The sequence below is a fragment of the Nonlabens agnitus genome, assembly GCF_002994045.1.
GTDB lineage: Bacteria > Bacteroidota > Bacteroidia > Flavobacteriales > Flavobacteriaceae > Nonlabens > Nonlabens agnitus.
This window is the reverse complement of record NZ_MQUC01000003.1, coordinates 2,056,550-2,073,315: the sequence shown is the minus strand read 5'-3', so window position 1 is coordinate 2,073,315 and position 16,766 is coordinate 2,056,550. Positions and strand designations below refer to the sequence as shown.

At 41.5% G+C, this 16,766-nt stretch carries 13 protein-coding genes; 7 read left to right on the top strand and 6 right to left on the bottom strand.

Annotated elements, in window-relative coordinates; genetic code table 11:
- Window positions 1-4: 4 nt before the first annotated feature.
- Together mrdA and rodA are read left to right on the top strand one after the other, a co-directional pair.
- Window positions 5-1,927 (top strand): penicillin-binding protein 2, encoded by a 1,923-nt coding sequence (gene mrdA / locus BST86_RS09560; RefSeq protein WP_105983056.1) that lies wholly within the window; start codon window positions 5-7, stop codon window positions 1,925-1,927.
- Window positions 1,927-3,213 (top strand): rod shape-determining protein RodA, encoded by a 1,287-nt coding sequence (rodA, locus tag BST86_RS09555; protein ID WP_242446505.1) that lies wholly within the window; start codon window positions 1,927-1,929, stop codon window positions 3,211-3,213. Before mrdA ends, rodA begins: the two co-directional genes overlap by 1 nt.
- A 2-nt stretch (window positions 3,214-3,215) precedes the next feature.
- On the opposite strand, the gene BST86_RS09550 is transcribed toward rodA, so the two are convergent.
- The 3 genes from BST86_RS09550 to BST86_RS09540 are packed head-to-tail and all read right to left on the bottom strand — an operon-like array spanning window position 3,216 to window position 7,269.
- A complete protein-coding gene (locus BST86_RS09550) occupies window positions 3,216-4,013 on the bottom strand; it encodes a DNA/RNA non-specific endonuclease (RefSeq protein WP_105983055.1) in 798 nt (265 codons plus the stop codon).
- Window positions 4,010-5,113, bottom strand: a complete 1,104-nt coding sequence (locus BST86_RS09545; protein ID WP_394340886.1) for an ABC transporter permease — start codon at window positions 5,111-5,113, stop codon at window positions 4,010-4,012. Before BST86_RS09545 ends, BST86_RS09550 begins: the two co-directional genes overlap by 4 nt.
- Window positions 5,114-5,115: 2 nt before the next feature.
- The gene (locus tag BST86_RS09540; RefSeq protein WP_105983992.1) at window positions 5,116-7,269 is read right to left on the bottom strand and encodes a carboxy terminal-processing peptidase; all 2,154 of its coding nucleotides are present in this window, start codon (window positions 7,267-7,269) and stop codon (window positions 5,116-5,118) included.
- Between the two features lie 123 nt (window positions 7,270-7,392).
- Here BST86_RS09540 and surE point away from each other — a divergent pair, with 123 nt between their 5' ends.
- Genes surE through BST86_RS09515 form a run of 5 tightly spaced genes read left to right on the top strand, consistent with a single transcriptional unit; the run spans window position 7,393 to window position 12,347 of the window.
- On the top strand, window positions 7,393-8,175 hold the full coding sequence (gene surE, locus BST86_RS09535) for a 5'/3'-nucleotidase SurE (protein WP_105983053.1): 783 nt from the start codon (window positions 7,393-7,395) through the stop codon (window positions 8,173-8,175).
- Window positions 8,165-8,464, top strand: coding sequence for a hypothetical protein (locus BST86_RS09530; RefSeq protein ID WP_105983052.1), 300 nt, complete (start codon window positions 8,165-8,167; stop codon window positions 8,462-8,464). Before surE ends, BST86_RS09530 begins: the two co-directional genes overlap by 11 nt.
- Before the next feature lie 3 nt (window positions 8,465-8,467).
- The gene (gene lpxB, locus BST86_RS09525; protein ID WP_105983051.1) at window positions 8,468-9,595 is read left to right on the top strand and encodes a lipid-A-disaccharide synthase; all 1,128 of its coding nucleotides are present in this window, start codon (window positions 8,468-8,470) and stop codon (window positions 9,593-9,595) included.
- A 55-nt stretch (window positions 9,596-9,650) separates the two neighbouring features.
- Entirely contained in the window at window positions 9,651-10,256 is a 606-nt protein-coding gene (locus tag BST86_RS09520) for a C40 family peptidase (RefSeq protein ID WP_172443342.1), read from the top strand.
- Between the two features lie 12 nt (window positions 10,257-10,268).
- Entirely contained in the window at window positions 10,269-12,347 is a 2,079-nt protein-coding gene (locus BST86_RS09515; RefSeq protein ID WP_105983049.1) for a ComEC/Rec2 family competence protein, read from the top strand.
- Here the strand turns inward: BST86_RS09515 and BST86_RS09510 are convergent.
- From BST86_RS09510 to BST86_RS09500, 3 genes are all read right to left on the bottom strand, one after another.
- Window positions 12,344-12,871 (bottom strand): thioredoxin family protein, encoded by a 528-nt coding sequence (locus BST86_RS09510; protein ID WP_105983048.1) that lies wholly within the window; start codon window positions 12,869-12,871, stop codon window positions 12,344-12,346. The two genes, BST86_RS09515 and BST86_RS09510, sit on opposite strands and share 4 nt — an antisense overlap.
- Window positions 12,872-12,947: 76 nt before the next feature.
- Window positions 12,948-14,573: a peptide MFS transporter gene (locus tag BST86_RS09505; RefSeq protein WP_105983047.1), complete on the bottom strand. Its 1,626-nt coding sequence runs from the start codon at window positions 14,571-14,573 to the stop codon at window positions 12,948-12,950.
- A 24-nt stretch (window positions 14,574-14,597) separates the two neighbouring features.
- The gene (locus BST86_RS09500) at window positions 14,598-16,751 is read right to left on the bottom strand and encodes a S9 family peptidase (protein ID WP_105983046.1); all 2,154 of its coding nucleotides are present in this window, start codon (window positions 16,749-16,751) and stop codon (window positions 14,598-14,600) included.
- Window positions 16,752-16,766: the final 15 nt, after the last annotated feature.

The following is a 16,766-nucleotide window of genomic DNA, read 5'->3' as shown; positions in this document are numbered from 1 at the left end:
ACATATGAAAAAATTATTGCTTCTCTTTTTTGTTACACTCACAGGAGTCATCTTCTTAGCAAGATTGATTTACCTGCAGGTTTTTAGTGAAGAACTGAAGCTCAAATCTGAACTTAATGCTGTAAAAACCGTATTTGATTATCCAGAACGTGGTTTCATATATGATCGAAACGGGAAATTAATGGTCGCTAACCAGACCGCTTATGATGTTATGGTAGTGCCTCGTGAGGTCAAAGTTTTTGACACCTTGGAGTTGTGTAATCTTCTCCAAATGGAAAAACCAGATTTGATCAAGCAAATTGAAAAGGCAAAGAATTGGTCCTGGCGCAAACCTAGTGTCATCATGCCACAGCTTACCCAAATGGAGTACGCTCCATTACAGGAAAAGCTCCGCAAATTCCCAGGTTTCTATACGCAACGTCGATCCCTTAGAAAATATTTGGTAGATCATAGCGCCAATGTTTTAGGTTATATACGTGAGGTAAATCAAACTGAGATCGATAGGGATGATTCCTATGAAATGGGTGACTTGAAGGGTAAAAGCGGTATCGAGGCTCAATATGAAAAGGAATTAAGAGGCAAAAAAGGAGTAAAAAGATACTTGAGGGACAACTTTGGTAGACCTATTAGCTCATATGAAAACGGATTGTACGATACCATACCGCAGGCTGGTGTCAACCTTACGATCACATTAGATAGTAAGTTGCAGGAGTACGGCCAGCAATTAATGCAAAATAAGCGCGGTGGTATTGTGGCGATTGAACCTAAAACTGGTGAGATTCTAAGCCTCATCTCAGCACCATTTTACGACCCAAGTATTACCATGGGTCGCGACCGTTCTAAAAACATCAATGCTCTTATAAGAGATACGATCACCAGACCAACGTATGATCGTGGTCTCCAAGCTCAATATGCGCCTGGATCTCCATTCAAGGTTTTGAATGCCCTTATTGGGCTCCAAGAAAATGCCGTAAAACCTACGGATCGATTTTACTGTGCCCATGGTTATGCCTATGGTGGTAGAAAAAAACTAGGCTGTCACAGCCATAGCAGTCCATTGTCCATGGAGCGAGGCATCGCCGAGTCCTGCAACGCCTATTTTGCTCAAGTATATCGCAGGATTATAGAAGGACATAAAAACAGCCATGAAGGTATGGACGCCTGGAGTGACCATGTAAAATCCTTTGGTTTGGGTAATTTTTTGGGTTACGATTTACCAGCTGGTAGAAGAGGTAATGTACCTGATAGTGAGTATTACGATAAGTGGTATCCAGATGGTAATTGGTACGCTACCACGACCATATCCAATAGTATAGGACAAGGCGAGGTATTAGCGACGCCTATACAGCTCGCAAATATGACCGCAGCAATCGCTAACCGTGGTTATTTTTATACACCTCACATCGTTAAAAAGAAGGATGGAAAGGATATTTCAGATCCTAAATACACTTCAAAAAGATACACTACCATAGATGCAGAGCATTTTGAACCGGTCATTGAAGGGATGAACCAAGTGTACAAAACAGGAACGGCTTCTACCGTTCAAATTCCAGGAATTGAGATTTGCGGGAAAACAGGAACGGCAGAAAATTTTGCCAAAATCGACGGTGTCACCACACAGTTGACAGACCACAGTGTATTCATCGCTTTTGCTCCTAAAGATGATCCGCAAATCGCTATTGCGGTATTTATTGAAAATGGATATTGGGGTTCTAGATATGCTGCAAAAATTGCCAGCTTGATGATTGAGAAACACCTAAAAGGCGAGATCACTAGAACAGACCTAGAAAGTTGGGTGCTCAATCATACGCTGGAGCAGGAATATGAAAAACCATATAGTGGTAAACCTTTCCAGATCAATGGGCCACCAGTACCTATTGACGGTCCCAAGGTTACCATTCAAGATCCTTCCCAAATTTTATTTTAGTGTTAGACAGTGCCATAGGTGACAAGCCCAAGTTTGACGTCAGTATTATCCTGATCTATCTGGCATTAGTGCTCATAGGTTGGGTAAGTATCTATAGCGCGGCACCCGTAGAAAGTCACGGTTCAATCTTTGACATCAACGAAGTTTACGGCAAGCAATTCTTACGTATCATACTGGCGATCATCATGATCGTTGTCATTTTTGCCATTGAGGTCAAGTTCTTTGAACGTTTTGCAGGAGTGATTTACGTCATCTCTTTGATTTCGCTTATGGGCTTGTTTGTTTTTGGAGTAGAGATTTCTGGAGCGCGATCATGGTACGGCTTTGGTGGGTTGCGGTTACAGCCCAGTGAGTTTGCAAAGTTTGCCACGGCACTGGCACTGGCAAAATATTTGAGTCAGCTGGATGTTTCTGTAAAAGAGGTAAAGCACTTTTTGATCGTTGCGCTTATCGTGCTGCTACCAGCCATTTTAATTGTGCCACAACCAGATCCTGGAAGTGCACTTATTTACGTTGCCTTTTTCTTTGCGCTAAATCGCGAGGGCTTATCGGTCTGGTTCCTCATGTTGGGACTTATCGGGCTCACTGTTTTCTTGGGTACTATATTAGTAGGTCCATGGTGGATCGTTGGAGCTAGTGTCGTGGTGGTGGCGGTACTTTTTTCGCTTTCGCGAAAGCGATATAAAAAAAGGCTTTCCAAAAAACCTAAAATATCGCTTTACCTACTAGCCATGATTGCCTGTATAGGCCTTGCATTTGCCGTAGGCCCTATTTATGAAAATGTCTTTAGTGAACGGCACCGTAACCGTATCGATATCGTGCTGGGTAGGGTTGAGGACAGTCAAGGAATTCAGTATAATATTATTCAAAGCGAGATCGCGATAGGCAGCGGCGGCATTACTGGTAAGGGATTGCTTAAGGGAACGCAAACGCAAGGGCAGTTTGTTCCAGAGCAACATACCGACTTTATCTTTTCTGCGATAGGTGAGGAATTTGGATTGCTGGGTGCAGGTCTGGTGGTTATCCTTTTCATGCTACTCATCTACCGATTGATCATCATGGCAGAGCGCCAGCGCAACCAGTTTGCCAGAATTTATGGCTACAGCGCCGCAGGAATCTTTTTCCTGCACTTTTTTGTAAATGTAGGTATGGTGCTGGGACTTTTACCTACCGTAGGTATACCGCTACCGTTTCTAAGCTATGGTGGTAGTAGCTTGTGGGGTTTTACTTTGCTACTGTTCATTTTTGTGAAGTTGGATGCTCATAGGATGAGTTACCAGCATTAGAACTACCAACCCGATCGGTCTGTGCTTTTCTCCAGCTCATTTTCTATAGCATCAGGTAATTGTGCAAAGAAATCGGTTCCCGTGATTTGCTCAATGGAATCTACGGGCACCACAAAATCATATATGGATTGTGACGCTTCCTGATGCGGCATTAAGAAAGCCAGCATGGATGGTTTGCCATTATGTTGCTTGTAAATGATCTTGTAAAATTGGTTGGGCACGCTCACATTTTCTGATCCTATACTTTGCAGGCCATCCTCCAAAATGGATCCAGTGACCACATAAATAGCATTATTGCGTTGGGCATAATACCTCACTTTTTGCTCCAACCTATTCCATATTCCCGAATTGAAATCATGACGTTGTGGGCTTATATTGCTGGTGAGAAACGTTTCCTCATAATCTTCATAGGATCCACGCCTGTCGCCCGCAGGGACTAAATGGCCGCGATCATAACCGCTATTTTTGTAATTGCGCCAGCTTGCCGCACCAGTGCTGACCATATCATCTATCTCAAAATAGGGTCTTTCATAGTCAACTGCTTTGATATCGCTGGGTCTTAGAATATGAACGGTCCATTCGGCTTGTTCGTGTTGCTCATTATAGGACAAACTATAAGACTTATGGTGTACGATCTGGTTGTTGGAAACAGGAAGGAAATCGGCGTGAGATAAATCTGTATTGTTTTGTGAAGCATTCTCGATATTCTCATTGGAAATGCTCGTGTTCTGATAGCGTTGTACAAAAAACAAGGCGACCAAAATCCCAATGGCAATTATGGTATAAACGACTTTCTTCATGAGGTAGATTTCACGTCCAGTGCATCTCTTAGGGAATTGCCCAATAACATAAACGCCATGACCAAAACCATAATGGCAACGCCTGGAACAATTGCAAGATAGGCTTTGTCGAGTATGATGTATTGATAGTGGTCTTTGATCATGCTGCCCCAAGAAGGTATAGGTGGCTGTGCGCCCAATCCCAAAAAGCTAAGTCCAGCTTCTATCAAGATGGCGGCAGCAAAATTTGCTGCACTAATGACAATCACCGGCGCTAAGATATTAGGCAGGATATGCCTGGTAATGATGCGCAGATCGTTAAATCCCAACGCTCTTGCCGCAGTGACGTATTGATATTCTTTGGCAACAATCATTTGTCCTCGCACCACACGAGCGATTTCTACCCACATGGTCAAGCCTACGGCAATAAATACGGTAAGAAATCCTTTGCCCAGCGCAATACTAATAGCAATAACCATCAATAGCGTTGGAATGGACCAAGTGACATTGATGACCCACATGATGGCGGCGTCTACTTTACCACCGTAAAATCCAGCAATCGCTCCCAACGGGATTCCGATCAATAAGGAAATAAGCACAGCCACAAACCCAATACTGATGCTTACTCGTGCGCCAATAATCATGCGGCTAAGCAGGTCTCTACCGTATTTATCTGTTCCTAGTATAAAAGTTTTTTGGGTAGTGTAGCTTTCGCGAAAGCGAGATAACGACATCTCTTTTGCAACTGGAGATTCCAGCTTTTGAAAAGGTTGTTGCTGCCCATCCACATCATAGGGTCGATAATAAATTCCATCTGGTTTTCTTTCCAGGGCCTCGTATGGTATTTCAGTGGTGCTGGCGTCATGGCCATTCCAGAAGTCTGTTAGGGAAGTGGACTGGTTTTGTGCTGGTAATTGTATAAAGTCTGCGGTAAAACCAGGTGGCTGCGAGTGGATGGAAATGTGCATCTGGTTAGCATACCTGCTGCTATCTGGCGCGATAACGTATGCAAACAATGCTATCGCAATGAACGCCAAAATAATGGATAAACTCAAAACGCCCCAGAAACTACTTCTTAGTTTCTGGAGCGTTTTAAATGCTACTGAATTGCTTACCGCCATTATTAATTTTTGATGGTCATGCCGTTGTCCTTGATGGTATTGGTCTTTAAGTCTTTCAAGACATTTACGGCTTCTTCAATGTACATATCCTGATTGATAGTCTCGTGCCATCTCTTACGTTTGTCTGCAAGGCTAGAGTCTTTCTCGATCAATAGTTTTTCATCCTTTAGGGAATTGACCGTTAGCGAATTTTTATACTCATCCAGTTTGTTGAATTGATCAGTTTCATCTTCCAATTTTTTCAAACGCTCTTGATAGGATTTGATGCTCAATGGAATTTCATTTTCATCACGTTGGTCTGCCAACCATTTTGCGTTTTTATCAATCAATTGAAAGTATTCATTGTTGTCAATTCGTTTTTGGGAAGCCGCGATGCTTTCTGCAAGATTGAGGTAACCCTTGAACTTTTTGTATTGCGCTGGCGCAATCTCATCATAAGGCAATGGATAATCCTCATCACGTTCGCCTATTTCTATGTAGCTGTAACGATCTGGAGCTACTACATCACTTTTGACACCTTCTAACTGCGTACTACCACCATTGATTCTATAGAACTTTTGGGTAGTCAACTTTAAGGCACCTAGATCACCAAATTCTGAAGTTTGTACGTAACGATTCAAATCATCAAAATTTTGAACAGTTCCTTTACCAAAGGTTTGCTTGCTACCTATCACAATGGCGCGGTCGTAATCCTGTAATGCCGCTGCTAAAATTTCTGAAGCGCTAGCGCTTAATTCGTTGACTAGAATCACTAATGGACCATTCCATAATACAGCACCATTGTCATCGTCATTTAAAGTTTGAGTGCGGTTATTTTTTAAGCCAACTTGGACTACTGGACCATCTGGAATGAAAAGTCCAGCCATCTCTATTACTTCTCTCAAAGATCCACCACCGTTATTTCTCAAATCAATGATGAGTCCTTCCATGCCTTCTTGCTTGAGCTTGACAATTTCTTTTGCGACATCGTCACCTGAGGCTCTGGCCTCACTATTTTCTGTACTGAAATAGAATTTAGGCAAGTTGATGATACCATAGTTGATCGAGTCATCCTGTATCAAGGCAGTTTTTGCAAATGTTTCTTCAATAAGAACCACGTCTCTTACTAGAGTCACATCCTTGATGCTACCGTCAACTTTTTTCAGGGTAAGAGTAACTTTAGTTCCTTTAGGTCCTTTGATCAAGTCAACAGCATCACTAATGCGCATTCCTACAATACTTGTGGCAACCGTATCTTTTTCTTGAGCTACTCTTAGGATTTGATCACCTTTTTCTAGTTTACCACTCGTCCATGCCGGTCCACCAGAAATGATTTCCAAAATTTCAATGTTATCCATCTTCTTTTGAAGTCTGGCACCAATTCCTTCTAAAGTACCGCTGATGGATGTGTCAAATCTATCCTTGGATTGCGGTGCAAAATAATTGGTATGTGGATCAAAGTGAGTCGTAATGTTGTTCAAGAACAAAGAGAAATAATCCAATCGCTCCACATCATCATTCAAATCAAAATTTTCTTCCATGGATTTTTTGACTTCCATGCGAGCCTCCTTTTCTAATTCGGCTAGGGATTTCTTTTTGTCTAGTGACAACTCGCCATTTTTGATTTTTTCTTCTTGGGTTTCAATCTTGTCGTTGAAAATCACAATCGTAGAACGCTTTAACAGTTTCCTCCAGTGATCTTTGAGTTCCTTGCGGTTCTTCGCATAAGGCATTTTCTCAAAATCGGCATCGATGCTTTCTTCCACGGTAAAGTCAAATGGTTTGTCAATGACTTCTTTGAATATTTGTTCAGATTCTTTTTCTCTTTTAAGTAAACGTTCATAAACAATGTTGAACAAGTCCACACGTCCATCGCGTATCTGGTCGTCTATTAAAAATTCAAATGTCTTGAAGTCCTCATAATCGCTAGCTAGGAAGTAACGTTTTGCCGGATCGAGTTCGTAAACAAAATTTTTGAAGACATCCTGCGAGAATTGATCGGTGAGATCTGCGGGCTGATAGTGGTTGCGGCGCAACACGTGATTGATCAATTCTATAAGAAGTTCCTCTTTTTCCTTATCTCCTGGATCAATTTCATTATTTATAAAACTGCAGCTTGCAGTAGCTACCATAAGCGTGATAATACCTATAGCAATATTATTTTTTAGGAAACTCATAAGTTTGTTCATTTTCTCTTTCTTCAGATGTAAAAATCGTGCCACACTGCAATTGTTGAAAGTAGGTAGCAAAACGGACAGATGACGGCTAATTTACTTAATTTTAACCACCTTAAAGAAGCTATGAAAGATAAAAAGAGACCATTGATACTGGTAACCAATGATGATGGTATTACCGCAAAGGGAATCAGGACACTGGTAGACATTGCAAGCAAGTTAGGAGATGTGGTTGTGGTCGCTCCAGACAAGCCGCAAAGCGCCATGGGACATGCGATCACGATCAACGACACGCTTTATGTTAAGGAGTTCAAGATGCACGATTATGACCACAAGGAATATACGACCAGTGGTACACCGGTCGATTGTGTCAAGATGGCCAGTCATGAAATTTTGGAAAGAAAGCCTGATTTATGTGTGAGTGGCATCAATCACGGCAGCAATAGTGCGATCAATGTGATTTACAGCGGTACCATGAGTGCTGCTATGGAAGCTGGAATAGAAGGCATTCCTGCCATAGGATTCTCACTTTGTGATTATGACGCAGATGCAGATTTTGAACCAGCTCGTCCCTATGTCGAGAACATCATTAAACAAGTTTTGGAAAACGGAATGTCCAAAGGCGTCATTCTAAATGTCAATATTCCCAAAGCCACTGCCGAAGAATTAAAAGGCGTAAAGATATGCCGACAGGCTAATGCCTATTGGGAAGAGGAGTTTGACAAAAGAACCAATCCCTATGGTAAGGATTACTACTGGTTGACCGGTAAATTTGTCAACGATGATAAAGGAGAAGACACTGATGAATGGGCACTGGAACATAATTATATTTCTATCGTACCTACTCAATTTGACCTGACGGCGCACCATTACATCAAGGAACTAAATACTTGGGAATTTGGGAATTAAGATTCTTAAAGGATTTATTCTTGGCCTGTTAGCAAACGCTACAGGTACATTTCTTTATGTATATTTTTTTAGTGACAAGCAGTTTGAATATGTAGTTGAAAAAGGAATCGAGCAAGGTTTTATGGGTTCACTCATTGGTTTGGGCGCTCTTTTGAATGTACTTTTATTCTTCTTTTTCCTTACGGGAAGAATTGGAAAATTTCGCAAGCCAGTGCAACCTTATGAAGCCCGTGGCGTTATCATGGCTACCATACTTGCCGCATTTGTTGTTTTATACTTTGAATTTTAATCCATGAAATACTATCTCATTGCAGGCGAGGCCAGCGGCGACCTTCATGGATCACTCCTTATGAAGGAGTTACAGATAACCGATCCCGATGCCAGTTTTAGATTTTGGGGTGGCGACTTGATGGAACAAGTTGGCGGGACGCTCGTCAGACATTACAGGGATCTTGCCTTCATGGGATTTGTAGAGGTGTTGGGAAATCTCAGGACGATTTTGCGTAATATCAATGAGTGCAAAAAGGATATTGAAGAATTTGCGCCAGATGTGATCATTTACATCGATTACCCAGGATTCAACTTTAGAATCATGAAATGGGCGCGATTGAAGGGTTATCGCAACCATTATTATATCTCGCCACAGATATGGGCGTGGAAGGAAAGCCGCATCAAGGCTATAAAGCGTGATGTAGATGAGATGTATGTCATCCTACCATTTGAAAAGCACTTTTATGAGCAAAAGCATCAGTTTCCTGTTCATTTTGTAGGTCATCCGCTCATCGATGCGATTCATGAGAGAAAACAGGTAGATCACGAGGTGTTTCTTAGAGAACATGGAATGGACGATCGTCCCATTATTGCTTTGTTGCCAGGCAGCCGAAAGCAAGAAATCAAGAATATGTTGAGCGTCATGCTACGTATGGTAGATCGATTTGAGGATTATCAATTTGTCATCGCTGGTGCGCCAGGACAAGAAGCTCAATTCTATACCAGTTTCCTCAAAAAGTATGACGTCAAGCTCATCATGAACAGGACTTACGACCTGTTGAGCCTTTCTCATGCCGCGCTGGTTACCTCTGGAACCGCAACTCTGGAGACAGCGCTTTTCAAGGTGCCGCAGGTGGTTTGCTATAAAGGCAGCATGATTTCCTACCAGATTGCAAAACGCATTATCAAGCTGGATTACATCTCGCTCGTGAACCTCATTATGGATCAACCCGTGGTGACAGAGTTGATTCAAAAGGAATTTAAGCCCGCAGACCTACATCGGGAATTGGATCACATCTTGGATCCTACACATCGCAACCGCATTTTTGCCGATTACTATCAGCTGGAGAAAAAACTGGGTGGCGTCGGCGCCAGTGAAACCACAGCAGGTCTTATTTATAAAGCTATTCATATTGAAGATGGTAAATAGAATTTCGCTTTCGCGAAAGCGAACTCACTCAACCGCTACGTCAACATTTTTGAGAATGTCGTTTCTCTTGGTCTTCACAGCAGCCTTGGTTTCCTGTGGTAGCCAGAAGCCGCAAGTAATCACCACAAAAGCAGAAGCTCAAGAATTAAGCTCGCAAGACCGCACTACCCAAAACACCAATGTCGTTCCCACACGATCAAGAAGAAAGGAGACGACTAGTGACGAGATCGAGTCAGAAATAAACGAAGAGGAAATCGCAGAGTCCACAGAATCGCTCACCACTATTGATGCCGCCATCCAGTATGCCATGGAGTATCAAGGAACGCGTTATCGATATGGCGGTTCTACAAATAAAGGGATGGACTGCAGCGGTTTGATCAACGTTTCTTTTGATAAGGCAGGCGAGCAGGTGCCACGCACCAGCATGAGTTTGTTCCAGGCGACACAGCCTATCGACATCAAAGAAATCCAAAAAGGCGACCTCATGTTTTTTGCCACAGGTAGAGATCGCAAGAAAATCAATCATGTCGCACTCGTGACTGAAGTCACTCCAGCCGAAATACGATTTATCCACGCCACGGTTTCCCAAGGCGTGACCATTTCATCCTTAAATGAACCTTACTGGCTAGGTAAGTACCTGAGCAGCGGCCGATTATTTTAATTAAATTAGTCCATGAAATTGATGGACTATCCGTTTTACCGGCTTACAGCCTTCCTTATTCTGGGGATTCTGCTCCAGTATTTTTTCCATCTGTCTTTTGATTTTTGGTCTTTTGCAAGTGCTATATGTTTCACGATTTGCTTACTGGCTTACTTTATTAAAGCTTTTTCCAGTTTTAGCAAATTACTATTTACTGGTTTTGTGCTCTTGTTTTTTACTGGATTAGGTGGCTTAATGCTATCGCTTAAATCCAGTATCAAATTAGATGAACATTACACGCACTTTGTAAAGAACGGCGAGGACGCGATGGTTGAAATCCAATTGCTGGAGCAATTAAGTTCCAATTCCTATAACCACAGATTTTATGCAATGGTCCAACGCATTAATGACCAGCCTACAAATGGTAAAGTCTTGGTGCTTTTCAAAAGATCTGATAGCGTGGCATTCAAGGCAGGACACACCTTACTGGTTTATGATGATATCAACGATGCCAGCAATGGTCGCAATCCTGGTGATTTTAATTACAAAGAATATTTGGAAGGCATTGATGTTTATGGGCAAATCTATGTCGACAAACCTAGAATCTTAAGCTTAGATTTTAGAGCGTCGTCGCTGCCATGGTATGTACGTTATCGCAATAAGTTGCTTCAAGACCTTGAGAATTCAAACCTAACCAGCGACTCACGTTCTTTGGTCGAAGCACTGGTGTTAGGGCAGCGACAAAATGTCGATCCTACCATCACCCAAAACTTTAGAGATGCTGGAGTGATTCATATTCTAGCTTTGAGTGGTCTGCATGTGGGAATATTGTTATTGATCCTGCAATTCTGTCTTAAGTGGTTAAAAAGATGGCCTTATGGCATCTGGATTCAAACCATCGTAATTCTTGTTTTGCTGTGGTGTTTTGCCTTTTTGACTGGAATGTCACCTTCTATTTTGAGAGCCGTCACGATGTTTTCTTTTGTAGCTATCGGGATGAACATTAACCGAAATAGGTCTGTGTTCCATAGCTTGACCATCTCTGCATTTTGTTTATTGATGTACGATCCGCGGTTGTTGTTTCAAGTAGGTTTTCAGTTGAGTTATACGGCAGTACTGGCGATTGTCTTGCTTCAGCCATTATTCATGAGGCTTTTTCCTAGGATAAAGTATTGGTTGCCTAATAAGATGGTACAAATCTTTACCGTGACTCTTGCCGCACAAATAGGCGTCGCACCGTTGAGCGTGTATTATTTTCATCAGTTACCGTTGGCCTTTTTGGTTGGTAACCTTGTGTTGCTTTTTGTGTTGCCGGTTATTCTGGCATTATCATTAAGCTATATCGCGCTTTTACAATTGGGTGGTCCGGTAAGCTATTTAGGTGAACTGCTCAATTTTATTTTTGAAAGCATTATATCGTTTGTAAGTTATATCAGCAGTTTCAAAGGTTTTGTCTTGAAAGACCTCTACTTAAGGCTGGATCAATTGATTCTGATTTACGTTCTAATTCTATCGATTGTTTTGTTCTTGTCACCAGTATTGCGTCGCAGTAGGCGAGAGCGCTTTAAGATTCAAAGAGCTAATTATGGATTACATCTCGCGCTCATAGCGCTGATTTGTTTGATAGGACTTGATACGATCTTTGATTATAAAACCGAAAATAGCTTTATGGTACTGCATCAGTCCCGAGGCAGTGCTGTGGCGATTTCCAATTCACAGCATTCGCAATTATTGGTTCATTTCCCCAGCATGGATAAAGAAAGGCGCGAGAACAGCTTATCCCGATTACAGCAGATCCAGACTTTTAGGGAGACGCAGCTCGTGGTGGATTCTCTGCCAGCGATTATCGAATATCAAGAAATACCGCTAGTCATCATTGATGAATCGACAGCCTATACAAAAACAGAAAGCCGCGAACCCATTTTACTGATTTCCAATTCTCCTAAAATAAATCTGGATAAGGTGATCACTAAGTTAGATCCTAAGTTAATCATTTCAGACGGGTCTAACTACCGCAATTTTGTGGAAAGGTGGAAAGTGACTTGCGAGCAGCGCGACGTGGAATTTATAAATACTTATGAGGCTGGCGCTGTCAACTTACTAAAGTATTAATCCTGCAACTGGTAATTAAAATTGGCTTGATAATCTGCCCAGTCTTTACCTGTTCTGATCGACTTGTACGTATCATCGGCTAGCATGGTGATATAGATTTCAAGTTTTTTTGGTCCCATTTTGCCAGGTACTGGATTGATTACATCGGCATTTTCATCAAAGAAAATGAGTGTAGGATACTCAAAGATCTTCATGGCTTCTGCAAACTCGTGTTGCGCGCCAGGGAATTTTTTGTAATTCTTGTTACCGTAGCTTATGCCCTTGTACGTGATCGGTTCCTTTCCTTCGGCATCAAATTTCACGGGATAATAGTTGGCATTGATGAAAGATGCTATTTCCGCTTTCGCGAAAGCGTGCTTATCCATCCACTTGCAATTAGGACAAGTCTCTGTATAAGTCTTGAACAGGATCTTGCGAGGCTGCTTTTTTTGTGCCGCCAAAGCTTCATTCATCGTCATCCAATTGACCTGCGCAGAGCAAATCCCTGCCGAAAAAAGAAATATGATAAAAAGAAATCGTTTCATGCTGCAAATTTACAGTCTACCAAAGCAAAAAACGCACCAAAGAGGTGCGTTTTAAGAATCATTATATTATGGTAGCCTATCGTATACCATGCATCATTTTGATGACCCATTTGCTAATTGCTAGCATAATTATTCCAGCCGCTATTGGTATCAAAGTAAATATCAGAAAGAAGCTAGTTAAACCGTAATCCTCAAGCATAGGATCCATAAAACCTGCGGTCCAACCGCCGATTATACCAGCCAAAAAGTTAGCGATAAACCACACTCCAAACATTAATCCTACTAACCTCACAGGAGCTAACTTACTTACGTAGGATAATCCTACAGGCGACACGCAAAGCTCTCCTAAAGTGTGGAAAAGAAAGGCAAGAATTAGCCATATCATACTTACTGAGGCCGTTTTAGCGCCTTGTGGGATATCTAAAGAACCATAGGCAAGTGCAGCAAATCCAACGCCGACTAAAATCAAGCCTAAAGCAAATTTAACGGGACCTGAAGGATTGAACTTACTTTGCCAAATTTTGGAGAATAAAGGTGCAAAAATGATTATGAATAGTGAATTCAATACTGAAAACCATGAGGCAGCAACCTCGGTAGAATCAGATCTAAATTCTCTAACAAGCATCCAAATTACTATTCCCCAAATGATGACAAAACTCGTTCCTAGAAATAAATTAGATAGGGCATATTTTTTAAATGTTTGTTTGAAAAGCATTAACAACACTATTGTAATCACAGCAAGAGGAACAATTGTGATGACCGTATTGATAATTTTAAAGGTAAGAGCAGCATCGCCCTGTAGAGCTCTATCTGTGTAATCTGCGGCGAAAATTGTCATGGATCCACCAGCTTGTTCAAAAGCCCACCAAAAGAAGATGGTAAATAATGCAAAAATGCTTATTACAATAAGACGATCCTTAACTACTTCCTGAGATGGTTCAACTTCATCCTGAGTATCCATCTGTTGCCTCTGCTGTTCTTTTGAAGATGCGTTTACTGTCATATCTGCTGGGTTATCAGCATCGGCATCAACATAGTCTGCAGCGTTTTTAGGAGATAATCCAATTTTACCAAATATTTTTTGGCCAAATTGAAATTGGAGCATCCCAAAGAACATAAAAACACCAGCAAGTCCAAAACCATAGTGCCAACCGATTTGCTCGCCTATGTAGCCGCAAAGTAAAATTCCTAAAAACGCGCCAGCGTTGATTCCCATATAAAAAATTGTATATCCTGCATCTTTTTCTTTTCCTTGAGTCTTGTATAATTGACCCACAATGGAAGAAATGTTGGGCTTGAACATTCCGTTTCCTAAGATCAAAAGGATGAGACCTATGTAGAAAAAAATATCGGCAAAAAGCTCCAACGCCATAGCTGCGTGGCCGAGTGTCATAACAAATGCACCAATAACAATTGCCTTTCTGTATCCAGTAAATTTATCTGCTATGTAACCACCTATCACAGGAGTTAGATAGACCAACCCAATATACCACCCATAAAGTAATGTCGCGTCAGCGCGTTCCCAACCCCAACCAGAATTTTCTCCAGTAAGATTTGCTACTAAAAAGAGAACTAATAGGGCTCGCATGCCATAGTAGGAAAAGCGTTCCCACATTTCTGTAAAAAAGAGGATGAACAATCCAGAAGGATGTCCTAATACAGTCTTTTGGTTCGTTATTGAGCCTCCATATTTATATTCCATAATAATTATTTGTAATTAGAATCTTTAAAGGTTTTCCTTAATAAAGTTGGTCATCTTGTTGTATAAGTGAATGCGTGTGTTACCGCCATAGATGCCATGGTTTTTATCTGGATAGATCGCCCAGTCAAATTGCTTGTTAGCTTGAACCAGAGCTTCAATCATTTGCATGGTATTTTGCACATGGACATTATCATCAGCGCTACCGTGAACCAGTAGATAATTTCCTTTTAATTTATCTACATGGTTGATAGGGCTATTTTCATCATAACCGGTCGAGTTTTCTTGTGGTGTGGTCATGTAACGTTCTGTATAGATCGTATCATAATATCTCCAGTTGGTCACTGGTGCGACTGCGATGGCAGTGCTAAAGACATCATTACCTTTTAAAATACAGTTGGAACTCATAAAGCCACCATAACTCCAGCCCCAAATGCCTATGCGATCTGCATCGATGTAATCCATGGCGCCCAATTGTCTTGCGGCCTGGATTTGATCTTCGACCTCATATTTACCCAATTCCTTTTGAGTCATTTTCTTGAAATCGGCACCTTTGTAGCCTGTACCTCTAGGATCTACACATGCAATGATATAACCTTCATTTGCTAACATACTGTGCCAGTAATCATTGGAGCCGTACCAAGAATTTGATACCGATTGGGAACCTGGACCACTATACTGAAACATCAATACAGGATATTTTTTGGCAGGATCAAAGTCCAAAGGCTTCATCATATACATGTTCAGATCATTGCCGTTGACATTGATGGTAGAGAATTCTTTAGGAGAAAGTTGATAATCCTCCAGCTTTACCAACAGATCATTGTTGTTTTGAATCTCGCGTACCTGCTTTCCATCTTTAGCTTGGTTCAAGGTATATACAGGTGGTCGGTTTGCGCTGGAATAGGTGTTGATAAAGTAGGTAAAGTTGTCGCTAAAGGAAGCACTGTTGGATCCGATTTTAGAGGATAGTTTTTTCTTGCCTTTCGCCTTGAGCGATATGGAATAAATACCACGATTGATGCTACCATCTTCTGTACTTTGATAATAGATGCGTTTAGACTTAGGGTCATAACCGTAATAAGAGGTAACGTCCCAATCGCCGCTGGTGATCTGGCTTTTCTCTTTACCGTCTGCATCGTATAGGTAGATGTGTCTCCAGTTGTCCTTCTCGCTGGTCCATAAGAAGCTGCCATCATCTAAGAATGTAAGATCGTCGGTCACATCAACATAGGCGTCATCTTTTTCTGTGAACGCGATGCTGGCATTTCCTTGTTGGTCTACATAGTAGAAATCCAACTCATTTTGATAGCGGTTTAGTACTTGAGCGGCAAGCTTGCCGTTAGGTGAATAGTTGATGCGAGCGATGTAAAATTCTCCATCACGATCTAGATCAATCTCTTTTCTGGTTTTAGAAGCGACGTCGTAAACGTTTAGGGCAACGACACTATTATTTTCACCAGCTTTAGGGTATTTAAATACGTAAGGTCTTTGATACAATCCAGTTCCATAAACATCCATCGAGAATTCTGGAACTTCAGTTTCATCAAAAGAAATAAAAGCAATTTGTTTTCCATCTGGGCTAAACTCATAGGCGCGTACCAGAGAGAATTCCTCTTCATACACCCAATCGGTCACACCGTTAATCAATTGGTTGGTAACACCATCATCTGTCACTTGCACGGTTTCACCGTTAGTCAAATCCTTGTAATACAAGTTGTTTTCAAAAACATAACCTACTTTCTTGCCGTCTGGAGAGAAAGAAGCGCTACGCACAAGGTTCTCACTCAATGGCGTGAGTGTTTTAGTATTCAAGTTATAGATATGCACCATACTGTTGGCAGACCTTCTAAAAATTGGGATGCGCTGTGATACAATCAACATTTGTTGCTCGTCCTCGCTCAAGATGTAATTGCGTATAGGTAGGTTCAAGTCATTGCTGGAAACTAGCGTTGCTATTTTTTCACCGGTTTCATAGCTGTATTTATCCACGGTCTGGCTGCGATCTGCATTGTAGTTCAATACCAGGTATTCCGTTCCGTTTTTTAGGGAATTAAGGGATTGAAGTCCCTTAGTTGAAAAAGTTCCCGTGTAAATATCTTCTACCGTAATATTTTGCTGCGCAATGGCATTGCCGCCGACCAGCAAAAAGGTCAGTAGAAAAGCGATGTTTTTAATCATGAAATAGGTTTAAAT

Excerpts from the sequence above, each read along its gene's own strand:
- mrdA (WP_105983056.1), top strand. The coding sequence starts at position 5 with ATGAAAAAATTATTGCTTCTCTTTTTTGTTACACTCACAGGAGTCATC.
- BST86_RS09550 (WP_105983055.1), bottom strand. The coding sequence starts at position 4,013 with ATGAAGAAAGTCGTTTATACCATAATTGCCATTGGGATTTTGGTCGCC.
- BST86_RS09545 (WP_394340886.1), bottom strand. The coding sequence starts at position 5,113 with ATGGCGGTAAGCAATTCAGTAGCATTTAAAACGCTCCAGAAACTAAGA.
- BST86_RS09540 (WP_105983992.1), bottom strand. The coding sequence starts at position 7,269 with ATGAGTTTCCTAAAAAATAATATTGCTATAGGTATTATCACGCTTATG.
- surE (WP_105983053.1), top strand. The coding sequence starts at position 7,393 with ATGAAAGATAAAAAGAGACCATTGATACTGGTAACCAATGATGATGGT.
- lpxB (WP_105983051.1), top strand. The coding sequence starts at position 8,468 with ATGAAATACTATCTCATTGCAGGCGAGGCCAGCGGCGACCTTCATGGA.
- BST86_RS09520 (WP_172443342.1), top strand. The coding sequence starts at position 9,651 with ATGTCGTTTCTCTTGGTCTTCACAGCAGCCTTGGTTTCCTGTGGTAGC.
- BST86_RS09515 (WP_105983049.1), top strand. The coding sequence starts at position 10,269 with ATGAAATTGATGGACTATCCGTTTTACCGGCTTACAGCCTTCCTTATT.
- BST86_RS09510 (WP_105983048.1), bottom strand. The coding sequence starts at position 12,871 with ATGAAACGATTTCTTTTTATCATATTTCTTTTTTCGGCAGGGATTTGC.
- BST86_RS09505 (WP_105983047.1), bottom strand. The coding sequence starts at position 14,573 with ATGGAATATAAATATGGAGGCTCAATAACGAACCAAAAGACTGTATTA.
- BST86_RS09500 (WP_105983046.1), bottom strand. The coding sequence starts at position 16,751 with ATGATTAAAAACATCGCTTTTCTACTGACCTTTTTGCTGGTCGGCGGC.